Origin of the sequence: Streptomyces sp. NBC_00637 (assembly GCF_045161545.1) — a bacterium.
Lineage (GTDB): Bacteria > Actinomycetota > Actinomycetes > Streptomycetales > Streptomycetaceae > Streptomyces.
The window spans coordinates 6,034,434-6,047,834 of the sequence record NZ_CP109046.1; the positions used below are offsets into that span (position 1 = coordinate 6,034,434).

Consider the following 13,401-nt stretch of genomic DNA (forward strand, 5'->3'; position numbering starts at 1 on the left):
CGTTCGTTGCACAGGCTGTCAGATTGGCTGACGCAAAGCAAGGGTTGGCTAAATCTCATCGCTGTCATGGTTAAGGGCGCCGTCATGTGCCGCGCAGGAAATGATGGCCTTCGCGCGCAAACGTGACGACGCCCCCCGTGCGCATGCCGACGGGCAGAGCATTTGCACTGTTTTCTTTCAGTCTCCTTTCGGCATTCGCCATGGTCGCCCGGGTCGGTATCAAGCCGTGGCGCGTTCGCTGCCGTCGGGTTCCGGTGCGGTCTCGTCGGTGGGGTCGTCCGTCGGCTCGGGGTCCTCGTGCACCGCCTCCAACATGCGTGCCGAGCGCACCACGAAGAGCAGCGCGGGCGTGAGGAACATCCACACCGCGCCGATCGTCAGCATCGTGGCAGGAGAGGTGAGCCCGCCGGCCGGCCCCGCGAGAGCCTGACCGACCGGCAGCAGACCGATGCTGCCCAGCCACTCGTACGAACTCACCCGGCCCATCGAACCGAGCGGCACGTTCTGCTGCATGGCGGTCAGCGAGAAGACGTTGAACATGGACAGCCCGATATTGCTGACCAGGGCGGCGGCCGCGATCACGGGGACGGGGGCGAGCAGCGCCAGCATGAGCAGCTGCAACCCGTAGAGCCCGAGCGGAAGGAACGACGCGCGCATGATGTAGCGGGGACGCATACGAAGGGCGATCACACCGCCGAGGACCGAACCGATCCCGCTGCACGTGGTGATGAGGGCCCACGCGGGTGCCCCGCCCAGGTGGGCGAGCGCCTCGGTCGGACCGAAGACCTGCCAGGCGGGAAGCACCAGCAGGTGGAAACTGGCGGCCCAGGCCACCATGGTCCACAGCCAGGTGCGGGAGCGGAACTCCTGCCAGCCCAGCTTGAGGTCGTTGAGGATGCTGGAGGCCTCCTCACCGTCGGCCGCCTTCTTCGGCCCGAGCCGCAGCATGTACAGCGCCACCGCGCTGACCGCGTACGTCACACCGTCGAAGATCAGCGCGGACCCGGGGGAGACGAGCGCGACCAGGACACCGCCGAAGGCGGGGCCGACCGTGTACGCGACGTTCTCGCTCAGCCCGACGAGTCCGTTCGCACGTTGCAACGCCCCCGCCTTGACGACCTCCGGCAGCAGGCCGGAGGCGGCGGGCTGGAAGAAGGCCGCGGCGGTACCGGCGACCAGCTGCAAGGCGATCATCCACGCCAGGGAGGCGTGCCCGGTCACGAGCAGGACGCCCAACAGGAGTTGGGAGACGAAACGGGCCGCGTCGCACACGAGCATCAGCCGACGGCGCGCCATGCGGTCGGCTATCACCCCGCCCAGCAGCAGCAGGACCACCGTGGGGAGGATCCTGGCGGCCAGCACGAGCCCCAACGCCGACGCGGAGTCGGTCACTTCGAGCACGGCGAAGGCGAGGGCGATGGGGACGATCGCGTCACCCACCACCGAGAACGTCTGGCCTATGTACAACAACCGGAACTCGCGCTGCCGTAGCAGCCCCGTGATTCCTTCCCGGTGGGCCGTGCGCCGCTTGCTGCGGATGTTCATGCGGTCCTTTCCTGGTCCGGCCCGCCTTCGGCCGGCGTGCGGGACTGGTCTTCCTGCCCCGTGAGCAGCGACTCCAGCTGGGCCGGATCGGCCTCGCTCAGCAACGCTTCCACCACCGTGACCGCCAACCCCTCGACGCTCGGAGCCTCGAGCAGCGCCCCCACGCGCAGATCGACCCCGAAGGCGCGTCGGACCCGGGCCATCACGCGCATCGCCAGCAACGAGTCCCCGCCGAGGTCGAAGAAGCTGTCCTCTATTCCCACGGACTGCTCGGGAAGAACTTCGGAGAAGAGTTCCACGAGCGTCGTCTCGACAGCGTCCCGCGGCTCCTTGCGGGTGGTGGCGGGGTGTTGGGTTGTGGTGGTGGGTGGGGGGAGTCGGGTGGGGTCGAGTTTGCCGTTGGGGGTGGTGGGGAGGGCGGGGAGGGGGGTGAGGGTGGTGGGGATCATGTGGGTGGGGAGGTGGTGGGTGAGGTGGGTGCGTAGGTCGGTGAGGGTGGTGTCGGTGTGGTGGTGGGGGGTGGTGAGGACGGTGTAGGCGGCGAGTTGGGGGTGGTGGGGGGTGTGGGGGTTGAGGATGACGGTGGCGGCGTGGACGGCGGGGTGGGTGAGCAGGACGCGTTCGATCTCGGCGGGTTCGATGCGGAAGCCGCGGAGTTTGATCTGGTGGTCGGTGCGTCCGAGGTAGTGCAGTTCAGTGTCGTGACCGGCGGTGATCACCGTGTCGGTGCCGTGGGTGGTGTTGTCGCCGGTGCTGTGGGTGGTGCTGCCGGTGTTGTGGGTGGTGCTGGTGCTGGTGGTGGCGAGGTCGCCGGTGCGGTAGCGGCGGCTGCCGGGCGGGCCGTCGGGGTCGGGCAGGAAGCGTTGTGCGGTCAGTGCGGGCCGGCCGAGGTATCCGGCCGCGACCTGCGGCCCGCTGACGAACATCTCCGCACCCTCCACCCCACCGGCGCCGTCGCCGGTAATGCCGGTGTCGTGGCCGGTGTCGTCGGTGGTGGTGGTGCCTGAGGTGCCGGTGGTGGTGGGGTGGAGGGTGATGGTGAGGCCGGGCAGGGGGGTTCCGATCGGGCTGACCGCCTGGTCCTGGTCGGCGGCGGTCAGGGGCCGGTAGGTGACGTGGACGGTCGTCTCGGTGATCCCGTACATGTTCACCAGCCGCGGCCCGCGCCACCCGTACGCCGCACTCCACGCCTTCAAACTGCCCGGCCGCAGGGCCTCCCCGCCGAAGACGACCGTGCGCAGCGCCGTGGCCGGGAACCCCTGCGCCGCGGCCGCCGCCACCAACTGCGTGAACGCCGTCGGCGTCTGACTCAGCACCGTCACCCCCTCCCGGCACACCAACTCCCACATCGCCGCCGGATCCCGCGTCACCGCATACGGCACCACCCGCAACCGGCCCCCCCGCAACAGCGCCCCGAACACCTCCCACACCGAGAAATCGAACGCCGCCGAATGGAACATCGACCACACCTCGTCCCCGCCCCACCCCCCGAACGCCTCACCACACGCGGCGAACAACGCCAGCACATTGCCGTGCGTCACCACCACACCCTTCGCCCGCCCCGTCGAACCCGACGTATAGATCACATACGCCGTGTCCCCCTCCACCACCGGCGCCCCCACCCACCGCGCACCCGCCTCCGCCTCCACCGCACCCACCGGATCATCCAGCCCCACGAACACCGGCCCACCCACACCCCCCACAACACCCTCACCGTCCAGCACCCCCGCCCACGCCCGCTTGCCCAGCACCACCCGACAACCCGCATCCACCACCGTCTCGCGCAACCGCTCCACCGGAAAACCCGGATCCAACGGCACATACCCCGCACCCGACTTCAACACCGCCACCATCCCCACCACCAGATCCACATCCCGCTCCCCCACCAAAGCCACCAACACCCCCCGCCCCGCACCCGCCGCCACCAACCGCGCCGCCACCACCGACGACAACCGGTCCAACTCCCCATACGACAACTCCCGCACCCCGTCCCCCACCGCCACCCGACCCCCACACCGAGCCACCACCCCACCCAACACCCCATGCACACCTGTGTAGGAGGAGACCGTGGCGTTCTCGGGTGTGTTCAGCACAGCGTTCACCTTCGTGGAAGCGGGGCGGGCGGAGGACCTGTCGGCGGGGGACGGGCGGTGCCGGACCGGGGCGGTCAGTCGGCGGGGGTGGCCACCCAGATGTAGTACTCGGAGTCGGCGTCGAACGGGCTCTCGTCGTAACCGCCGTACTCGCGCTCGATGCGCAGGCCGGCCTTCTCGAAGAGTCCCCGGATCTGGTCGGGGAAGCGGTAGTAGTTGGTGCGCAGGTCGTGCCGTCGCTGCACCACGAGTCCCTGCTCGTCGAGGAGTTCCGTGACGCGCCGCCGGGTGATCGACTGCACGTCGAAGTCGAAGGCGCTGTAGTCCCAGATCGCCACGCGCTGGCCGGTCGACGGATGGCGGACCTCGTCGACGAACAGATAGCGCTGGTCGTACTTGTCGAAGTCCTCCTGCTGGAACACCGGTACGCCCGCGACGAACCGGCCCCCGGGGGCCAGATGGCGGCGCACGGAGTCCAGCGTCCGCGCCCAGTCCTCGTCGGTCGGCATGTGGAACAACGGCTGTCCGCCCGCGATGATCAACGGGAAGCGCTCACCCAGGTCGAAGTCGCGCAGGTCGCCCTCGACGAGACGGACCTTGTCCTCGGGCACCCCGGCGGCGTCGGCGGTGGCGCGGGCCTGGGCCAGCATCGACGGCGAGCGGTCCACCCCGACAGCCCGCTCCACGCGTTCCGCGCAGGGCAGCAGAACCCGCCCCGTACCGCAGGCCAGCTCCAGCAGGGGACCGCCGAACTCCTCGGTCTTGGCCAGGATGAACGGCAGGTCGAGGGTGTTGAGATCGGCCCACAGCAGGTCGTACAGCTCGGCCTCGAAGAGGTAGTCGTCGGCGGAGCCGTCGATCCGGGTGGTGCGCGGGCCCGCCGTCTCGTCCGTCGTCGACGCGGTGGTGGTCTCGGTGTCACTCATCGTGTGCTCCTGTGCTGAGGCGGTGTGGTGGCGGGCCCCGATACCGGGGCCGGGGAGCGTGGGGCAGGAGAGGCCGGCACGCCGGCGGCCTGCCCGAGTGCCTCCGCGACCCGGTGCACCGTCGGTGGCCGGAGCACGGAGAAGTGGTCGCCCGGCACGCGCAGCACGGTCGGCGCGATGTCGCGGGCCAGGGCGGTCCAGGTGTCCGGGTACGCCTGCGAGTGCTCGGCGTGCAGCAGGGTGAGGGGGCCGGAGCGGGGGCGGGGGCGATGGCGCTGCATGGCGGCGGTCGCATGGGTGAACACCGTGTAACGGTCCATCATGTCCGCGTGCGGCAGACCGGGGTCGAGGCCGTGGGCGTTCAGCTGCCGTGCGGCGGCGGCCAGCGCGTCGGGTACCGGCAGCTGCCACACCGCGGGCTCGACGGGAACGCGGTCGACCGTCACGCCGCCGGAGCCGAGCAGGTCCTCGACGAACATCTCCAGCATCGTGGCCCGGCTCCACGCGCCGGTCTGCCGCGGCCACGGAGCGGAGTCGATGAGCACGACGGGGACGCCCCCGTCCTGGGCGGGGGCACCCGCGGGTGGGGTGTGGCGGCGCGCCATCTCGTAGGCGACCACACCGCCGAACGACCAGCCGGCCAGGACCGCGGGCCGCTCGACACCCCGTTCCCGCAGCAGGCCCAGGTAGTGGTCGGCGAGTTCCTCCACCGACGGCGGTGCGGCCTGCCGCAGGAACCGATCCGCCGCGAGACCGATCACCTCCCGGTCGCCGGGGATCAACCCGCCGAGCTCGGCGTAGCAGAAGACGCCGCCCCCGATCGGATGGACGAGAACGATCGGTTCACCACCGTCCGCCGCGCCGCTCCTGAGCCGTACCGGCCCGCCCGCCGACGCCGTCGGGTCACCGGAGGCGGCGCTGTTCCGCCGCCGGGCCAGCGAGTCCAGCAGTGCCCTCTTGGCCGGTGACAGAGCCTCGATACGGGCGGCCGGCACCTTTTCGGCACCTTGCTCCGCCATATGCGTCCCCCTCCGCCGAAATGTGTCGGTCAGACCGTGACCCGATGGTCGTACAGGTATTGGTAAAAAGGCAGTTGATTCTGGTAGTAATCGGCGAGTACGGCGTGGTTGTCGACGGTGTCGGCGTATTCCTTCGGCTTTCTGGTGAAGCCGGAACTGTTTCCGGCATCGACGTGCCAGCGTTCCGTGAGCTGCCAGTCCTTCGGAATTCCTGGATTCCATTGCAGAGTGTCCGGACGGAAGCCGAGGCCGGTGTGCAGGCAGTAGGTCCTGACGATTTCCTCGGTGTGGTCGAGAAGATCGTCCGAGTCGACCACCAGAGGATCCGTACCCTGAGCCTCGGCCACCGCGAGATACAGCTCGTGGAGCCGGGAGAAACCGACGTCGTCGCGCTTCAGCTCGGGGTTGAGCGCATAGTGCGAGGCGATCACCTCCCGGGGATCCCGGATGATGAACGTGTGTGCCACCTCCCGCAGGAACGCCTGGTCGGCCAGCACTCCCGGGTACCTGAAGTCGGTCGTGTCCTTGAAGAAGACCGTCGTGTCCCGGGCGAGTTCACGGATCGCGGCGATGAGATCGGCCTCAGTGCGCACCGTCCGGGACCCGACCTCGGCCTCGCCGAAGTCGGCCAGCCGGCAGAACGGCTCGTGCAGGGAGACGACGTCGTCGCGCTCCATCATCATTTTCAGAAAAGCCGTGGAGCGCGACCGGGGGGCACTCCACAAAGCGATAATCGAGGGCTTGGGTCGATCGGCCGAATCCTGATCGCGCACGTTTGATACTCCTCCCCGGGTGACTCGCCGACTGTCCGCCGACGTTACCCATCGCACCCGTGTGTCCCGGCCACATTAGCCATGAGGGGGCGGTTGGGGAACACCCGCCAGACAGCGGGGACGGGCCGTGGAAGGCGAAGTAATTACCATGCTTACCCCTCGTGAAACGCGGTGCGGACTTTTGTGACGGCCGCATACACGCGGGTGCACGTCGCGAGCACCGAGGAATCAACGCCGCTATGGAAGACGGCTTCGGCCGCCGCTCCTAATGTCAGAACTCGTGGCCGAAGCCGGCGTGGTGCACACCCGCCGCGACGACGGCCACGGCCGTGCGGCGTGAGGAGATTTCCCGTCATGAGCGAGATGATCAAGAGGCTGGCGCGGTTGCCCGAGGACCGAAGGGCCGCGTTCATCGCTCAGCTCCGCGCGGGCGGCAGCCAGGCGGGTCCGCGACAGGCCGCGGCCCCCACCCCCGCCGGTCGTCCGGCACCGCTCTCCTTCGCCCAGGAGACGCTCTGGTTCCTCGACCAACTCTCCCCGGGCCGGGCCACGTACAACGTGGGCACCTCCTACCGGATCGCGGGAGCGCTCGACGTCGCGGCCCTGCGCCGGGCCCTGGGGGCCACGGTGGCCCGTCACGAGACGCTTCGCACGGCGTTCCGACGCGGCCCGGACGGCATGGTCCAGGACCTCCTGACGGTGCGGGAGGCCACGGCCGGCCTGCTGTCCGAGGTGCGCGACGTGGCCGGCGGACCGGCGGCGGCCGGGTACGAGGCCGCCCGGCGCCACGCCACGGAACTGGGCAGGTTCCCCTTCGACCTGACGCGCGGACCGCTGTGGCGCGCCGAACTGCTGCGTCTGGCGGACCGCGACCACCTGCTCGTCTTCGTCGTGCACCACGTCGTCTTCGACGGCTGGTCCGGGGAGGTGTTCACCGACGACCTCGCCGCCTTCTACGCCGCGGAGACCGGGACCGGAGCCCCGCCCCCGTCACTGCCCGTCCAGTACGGCGACTACGCGCACTGGCAGCGCGAACGGCTCTCCGGCGCCACCTACGAGAAGCTGGCCGCCCACTGGCGGGAACGGCTCGCCGGCGCACCGACCCTGGACCTGCCCACCGACCGGCCGCGGCCGGCGGAGACGACCTACGACGGTACGTACCGCCGAGGCGTACTCGCGCCGGGGACGGCGGACGCCGTGCGGAGGCTGGCGGACTCGGCCGGCGTCCGGCCGTACGTCGTCCACCTCGCCGCGTTCCTCGTGCTGCTGCACCGCTACACCGGCCAGGAAGATTTGGTGATCGGCACCCCCATGGCCAACCGCGACACCGTCGAGGTGGAGCGGCTCATCGGCTTCTTCGTCAACATGCTCGTGTTGCGCACCGACCTCTCGGGTGCCCCGTCCTTCCGTGAACTGCTCGGCCGGGTCGACCGGACCGTCCAGGAGGCCTTCGAGCACGGCGAGTTGCCGTTCGAGCGGGTGGTGGACGCGGTCCGTCCCCCGCGTGATCCCTCGCGCTCACCCCTGTTCCAGGTCGTCTTCGCCTTCCAGGACGGGGTCGACGCGAAACTGAGCCTGCCCGGCCTCACCGTCGAGCAGGAGTCGCTCGACCCCGGAACCTCACGCTTCGACCTGAGCTGGAACATCTCCTCCCGCCCCGAAGGCATGGTCGTCGAGGCGGAGTTCAACTCCGACCTGTTCGACCCGGAGAGCATCGACCAGCTCCTCGGCCACTACGGACAGGTGCTGTCCTCGGTCACCGCCGATCCGGACGTCGCCGTCTCCCGGGCGGCGTTGCTCACGGCCGACGAGAGAACCGAGCTGCTGACCCGCTGGAACGGCCCCCGGCTCGCGCTGCCCGAGGTGTCCGTACCGGAGATGTTCCGTTCCCGGGCCAGGACGGCACCCGACGCCGTGGCCCTGGTGGTCGGCGACGAACAACTCGGCTACGCCGAACTGGAGCGCCGGGCCAACCGCCTCGCCCACCTGCTGCGCCGGCACGGAGCCGCCCCCGGAGAGCGGGTCGCGCTGTGTCTGGACCGCACCCCCGACCTCGTCGTGGCCGTCCTCGCGGTCCTCTTCACCGGGGCCGCCTACGTCCCGGTCGACCCCGGCTACCCGCCCGCGCGGATCGCGGCCATCCTCGACGACGCGACGCCGGTCGCCGTCGTCGCCCACGCCGGGCCGGCCGGGAAACTGGCCGACGCGGACGCGCCGCTGCTCGTCCTGGACGGGCTGACGGAGACGCTCGCCGCCCAGCCCGACACCGCGCCCGCGGTGGAGATCGCCCCCGACGATGTCGCCTACGTCCTCTACACCTCCGGGACCACCGGCCGCCCCAAGGGCGTCCTCATCGAACACCACTCGGTGATCGCCTTCGTCAGGGCCGCGCAGGAACTGTTCGGACTCACCGAGACGGATCGCGTCCTCGGCTACGCCTCGGCCAACTTCGACGTCTCCGTCGGGGAGATGTTCAACGCGCTGCTCACCGGCGCGCGGTTGCACCTGGTCCGCGACGACGAGCGACTCGACATGGCGCGCCTCCAGGAACTGCTGGAGACGGGCGGCATCACCGTTACCGACCTGCCGCCCACGGTCATGGCGCTGCTCGACCCGGAGCGGCTGACCGCGCTGCGCATCGTCTTCGTCGGCGGCGAGGCGTTCCCGGGCGAGCTGGTGAACGCCTGGAACCCCGGGCGCCGCTTCTTCAACGGCTACGGCCCCACCGAGTGCACCGTCACCATGATCGTCCACGAGTGCCCGGGGCACTGGAGCTCGTCCCCGCCGATCGGCCTGCCCATCGCCAACCATGTGGGGCACGTCCTCGACGAGCACTTCGAACCCGTGCCGTACGGCGTGGCGGGCGAGCTCGTCATCGGTGGCGCGGGTCTGACCCGCGGCTATCTCGGCGCGCCCGGGCTGACCCGGGAGAAGATCGTCCCCGACCCCTTCGGCAGCACACCGGACGGGCGCCTGTACCGGACCGGAGACCTGGTCCGCAGGCGGCGGGACGGCAGCCTCGTGTTCGTGGGCCGGATCGACCAGCAGGTCAAGATCCGCGGCCTGCGCATCGAACTCGGCGACGTGGAAGCCGCGTTGGCAACCTTCCCCGGGATCGGTCAGCTGGCCGTCGTACCGTGGACCGATCCGCACGGCGAACGGCACCTGGTCGCGTACACGACCTTCGGGGGAGACCCCGCGCCGGAGGCGGGGGCGATCCGCGCCCATCTCGCGGAGCGGCTTCCGGCCTACATGGTCCCGCCCTTCCACGTGACGCTCGACGCGCTGCCGCTGACGGTCAGCGGCAAGGTCGACCACCGCCGCCTGCCCGCCCCCGAGACATCCGCCGACACCTCCGGCAGCGGCGCGGACTCCCGGCCGCGGACGGACACCGAACGCGTCCTGGCCACCGAGGTCTTCGCCGAGGTGCTGCGTCGCGAGACCGTCGGCGTGCACGACCACTTCTTCGAGCTCGGCGGCAACAGCCTCCAGGCCGCCCAGCTGATGTCCCGGATCGGTGAGCGCTTCCAGGTCCGTGTCGGGCTCGCGGAGTTCTTCCGCTCGCCCACCGTCGCCCACCTCGCCGCGATCGTCGACCGGTTGCGCCTGGAGGCGGCGCCGGAGGTCGACCTGCTGGCACTCATCGAAGGACTCTCCGACGAAGAGGCCGAACGGCTCGCCACCTTCGAGGGCGAGGCCTGAGCATGGACTTCGGCTTCACCGCGGCCCAGGACGCCTTCCGCAAGGAGATCCGCGCCGAACTCGCCGCCCCCCACATCCGGGAGGAACTGGACCGGCTCGCGCTCAGCGACGACCGTGAGCCGGACGTCAGGCCGTTGTACCGGGCCCTCGGACAGAGCGGCCTGCTCGCCGTCAACTGGCCCTCGGCGTACGGCGGCCGGGACACCGGACTGGCCGAGGCGTCGATCGTCGCGGAGGAACTGGTACGGGCCGGCGTCCCGGACACCCTGCACGTCAACACCATCCAGATCGTCGGACTGTTCGTGCTCCTCGCCGGCAGCCCCGACCTCACATCCCGCTGCCTGCCGGACCTGGCGGCCGGCCGGCGTTTCGCCAGCGTGCTCTACACCGAGCCCGAGGCCGGCTCCGACCTGGCCGGGCTGCGGACCACGGCGGTGCGCGAGGCCGACGGGGACGGCTATCTGCTGCACGGGGTGAAGGCGTACAGCCTCAAGAGCGACATCACCGACCTCGCCCTGTGCGCCGCGCGCACCGGCGACACCGAGGACCGCTACCAGGGCATCAGCCTCTTCCTGGTGGACCTGCACGCGCCCGGCGTGCGCCGGGAGACGATCCCCGGCATCGCCGACGAACAGTTCCACCGGGTCGTCCTGGACGGGGTCCGGGTCCCGGCCGCCGACCGGGTGGGGGCGGAGGGCGCCGGCTGGCCCCTTCTCACCAGCGCCCTCGCCATCGAACGCACCGGCCTGGACTACGCGTTGAAGGCGGAACGCTGGTATGCCGCCGCCCTCGACGGAGGCCTGGAGCCCGAGGACCTCGTCGAGGCGGGCCGGTACGGCGCCGCGGTGGAGGCGGCCAGGCTGCTGTCGTGGCGGGTGATCGGACAACTGGCCACGGGACTGGACGCGGTCGACGACACCCTCGCCGCGACCGCGAAACTGCTCACCAGCGAGCTGGCCGGGTCCGTGGCGGGCTGGGCCGCGACCCTTCCCGCACCCGTCGGCGCCGCGCGCCGCCGGGCCGCCGGGATGCTGGAGGCCGCCTACCGCGAGGCACCCGGGCTGACGCTGTCGGCGGGGACCTCAGAGGTCATGCTCCAGATCATCGCCGTCGACGACACCGACGGCGTCAAGCACGACGACGAGGAGCCGCTGCTGCGGCAGGTGCGCGGTGAGGTGCGCCGACGCCTGCGGCAGGCGACCGAGGGCCGGGACCGTGACCCGGTCACCGCGGTGCACGGACCTCCCGCCGCGCACGACGACCGGTGCCCCGCCTGGCCCGCCCTGGTGGAACTGGGGGCGCCCGGATTCGAGGTGCCGGCCGAGGCGGGCGGCCTGGACCTGGGGCTCGCCGGCTCGCTCGCCGTCTGCGAGGAACTGGGCCGCGCGGGACTGAGCGGACCCTACCGAGGCGTCGCGCTCACCGCCGACGTACTGCGCACCGCGGGGCAGGACGGACCGGGGGCGGACGGCGCGGGCCGGGAGACGCTGTCCCTGCTCGCCGCCGGTGAACTCACGGTGGACTGCGGCGACTTCGACCTCGAACGGCCCTTGCGGACGCGGGCCGCCGCCGACGGCGTGCTTGTCGAAGGGCCCGTCACGCTGGACGGCCCGAACGCCCACCACCTGCTGCTGCCGGTCCACGTCGACGGCACGACCGCACTGGCGCTGGTGCCCGCCGACCGCTCCGCCCGGCGCACCGAGCGGATCGGCCAGGACACCGTGGTGACGCTCGAAGGCGTCCGGATCGCACCGCGGGACATCGTCTGCCGGCCGTCCGGCCCGGACCTTCGCTCCCTGACCGCACGACATCGCGTCCGGCAGGCCGGATACCTCCTGGGACTGGCCCGCGGAGCGCTCACGGCCGCCCGTGCCCACACCGCCGAACGGCACCAGTTCGGTGTCCCCCTCCATGACTTCCAGTCCATCGCCTTCCGGCTCGCCGAGGCCGCCGCCCAGCTGGAACCGGTACGCCTCGCGGTCCACCGCGCCGCGTGGCTGGCGGACGAGGGCCGTCCCGTGGAACGGGCCGCCGTGGACGCGCTGGCCCTCGCCGCCGAAGCCGTCACGCGCACCACCTCGGTCGCCGTGCACGTCTGCGGCACCAGGGGCCTGACGGCGCAGCTGCCCGTACAGCGGTACTACCGGCTGGCCCGCACCGAGGCCGTACGGCTGGGCACGCCCGGCCGGCTGTGGCGGGAGGCCGCCCTGATCCGGCTGGCAGGACGCGACGACCTGGAGATGCTGACCCGGCCGACGCTCGCGGAGACCGGCGGGCGCCCGCCCGAAGACAGAAACCCGAAGTGGACAGGAGGCCCCCAGTGACCGCAGCGGCAGAATCCGCCCCCGAGGCCGGGATCACGTATCAGGTCGTGATCAACCACGAGGAGCAGTACTCCATCTGGCCCGCCGACCGGGAGCCGCCCGCGGGCTGGCGCGCCGACGGGGTGACGGGTCCGGAATCGGTCTGCCTGGAGCACATCGAGGCCGTGTGGACCGACATGCGCCCGCTGAGTCTGCGCCGCAGCCTCGGCGAGACACCGCACGGCACCCGATGAGCGTCGGCCGCTGGTTCCTCGGCGGGACGGAGCCGGACGCCACGGCGCGGCTGTTCGCCTTCCCGCACGCGGGTGGCGCGGGCGGCGTCTATCGCTCCTGGCAGGGCCGGATGAGCCCCCGGGTACACGTACGCCCGGTCCAGTACCCCGGCCACATGGGCCGCTTCGGCGAGCCCCTGATCACCCGCTGCGGACCGCTGGCCGAAGCCGCCACCGAGGCGGTCCTGCCGGAGACCGACCTGCCGGTCACGCTGTTCGGGCACAGCATGGGCGCGCTCGTGGCGTTCGCCGTCGCGGCGCGGCTGGAGCACGAGCACGGCGTCAAGCCCGCCCACCTGATCGTGTCCGGTGCCCCTGCCCCGCACCTGCCGTCCCGGGCATCGGTCAACGCGACCCTGCCCGACGGCGAACTGATCGCGTGGCTGCGGGAGATGGGCGGTAGCGACCCGTCGGTCCTGGCCGACGACGAGCTGCTGGGGATGCTGCTGCCCGTCCTGCGCGCGGACCTGGCGGTCGGCGACACCTTCCGCCCGTACCGGGGAGCTCCGTTGAGCTGCCCGGTGACGGTCCTGCACGGCACGGAGGACGCCCTGGTGGATGTCGCGGAACTGGACGCCTGGGCCGAGCACACCAGCGGGCGGACACAACGTTTCGCCCTGCCCGGCGGCCATTTCTATCTGCACGAGGAGAGCGCCGACGCCGTCGTACGGCGGGTGCTCGACGTGATCGACGAACAGTAGGAGCCGCCGCGCGCCTTCGGGCGGCGGGCCATGGGCAAGGTCGGGC

Annotated in this window: 9 protein-coding genes; 4 read left to right on the forward strand and 5 right to left on the reverse strand. The window is 71.2% G+C overall.

Features of this window, described 5'->3' with window-relative positions; all coding sequences use genetic code 11:
• Window positions 1-219: 219 nt before the first annotated feature.
• From OG440_RS26465 to OG440_RS26485, 5 genes are all read right to left on the reverse strand, one after another.
• Window positions 220-1,545 carry an MFS transporter gene (locus OG440_RS26465; protein ID WP_406009272.1) on the reverse strand — a complete coding sequence of 442 codons (1,326 nt, stop codon included), beginning with the start codon at window positions 1,543-1,545 and terminating at the stop codon, window positions 220-222.
• Window positions 1,542-3,647, reverse strand: a complete 2,106-nt coding sequence (locus OG440_RS26470; RefSeq protein ID WP_406009273.1) for a non-ribosomal peptide synthetase — start codon at window positions 3,645-3,647, stop codon at window positions 1,542-1,544. Before OG440_RS26470 ends, OG440_RS26465 begins: the two co-directional genes overlap by 4 nt.
• 65 nt (window positions 3,648-3,712) lie before the next feature.
• The gene (locus tag OG440_RS26475; protein ID WP_406009274.1) at window positions 3,713-4,564 is read right to left on the reverse strand and encodes a class I SAM-dependent methyltransferase; all 852 of its coding nucleotides are present in this window, start codon (window positions 4,562-4,564) and stop codon (window positions 3,713-3,715) included.
• Entirely contained in the window at window positions 4,561-5,583 is a 1,023-nt protein-coding gene (locus OG440_RS26480) for a thioesterase domain-containing protein (protein ID WP_406009275.1), read from the reverse strand. Before OG440_RS26480 ends, OG440_RS26475 begins: the two co-directional genes overlap by 4 nt.
• Window positions 5,584-5,612: 29 nt before the next feature.
• Complete coding sequence (locus tag OG440_RS26485; protein WP_406009276.1) at window positions 5,613-6,356, reverse strand: sulfotransferase family protein; 744 nt, start codon at window positions 6,354-6,356, stop codon at window positions 5,613-5,615.
• A gap of 354 nt (window positions 6,357-6,710) precedes the next feature.
• On the opposite strand from OG440_RS26485, the gene OG440_RS26490 reads away from it, so the two are divergent.
• From OG440_RS26490 to OG440_RS26505, 4 genes are read left to right on the forward strand one after another with little or no spacing between them, the layout of a single operon-like run.
• Window positions 6,711-10,058: a non-ribosomal peptide synthetase gene (locus tag OG440_RS26490; protein WP_406009277.1), complete on the forward strand. Its 3,348-nt coding sequence runs from the start codon at window positions 6,711-6,713 to the stop codon at window positions 10,056-10,058.
• Between the two features lie 2 nt (window positions 10,059-10,060).
• A complete protein-coding gene (locus OG440_RS26495) occupies window positions 10,061-12,382 on the forward strand; it encodes an acyl-CoA dehydrogenase family protein (RefSeq protein ID WP_406009278.1) in 2,322 nt (773 codons plus the stop codon).
• Window positions 12,379-12,615 carry an MbtH family NRPS accessory protein gene (locus tag OG440_RS26500; protein WP_142263938.1) on the forward strand — a complete coding sequence of 79 codons (237 nt, stop codon included), beginning with the start codon at window positions 12,379-12,381 and terminating at the stop codon, window positions 12,613-12,615. The genes OG440_RS26495 and OG440_RS26500 overlap by 4 nt, the downstream gene beginning before the upstream one ends.
• Window positions 12,612-13,355, forward strand: coding sequence for a thioesterase II family protein (locus tag OG440_RS26505; protein WP_406009279.1), 744 nt, complete (start codon window positions 12,612-12,614; stop codon window positions 13,353-13,355). Before OG440_RS26500 ends, OG440_RS26505 begins: the two co-directional genes overlap by 4 nt.
• Window positions 13,356-13,401: the final 46 nt, after the last annotated feature.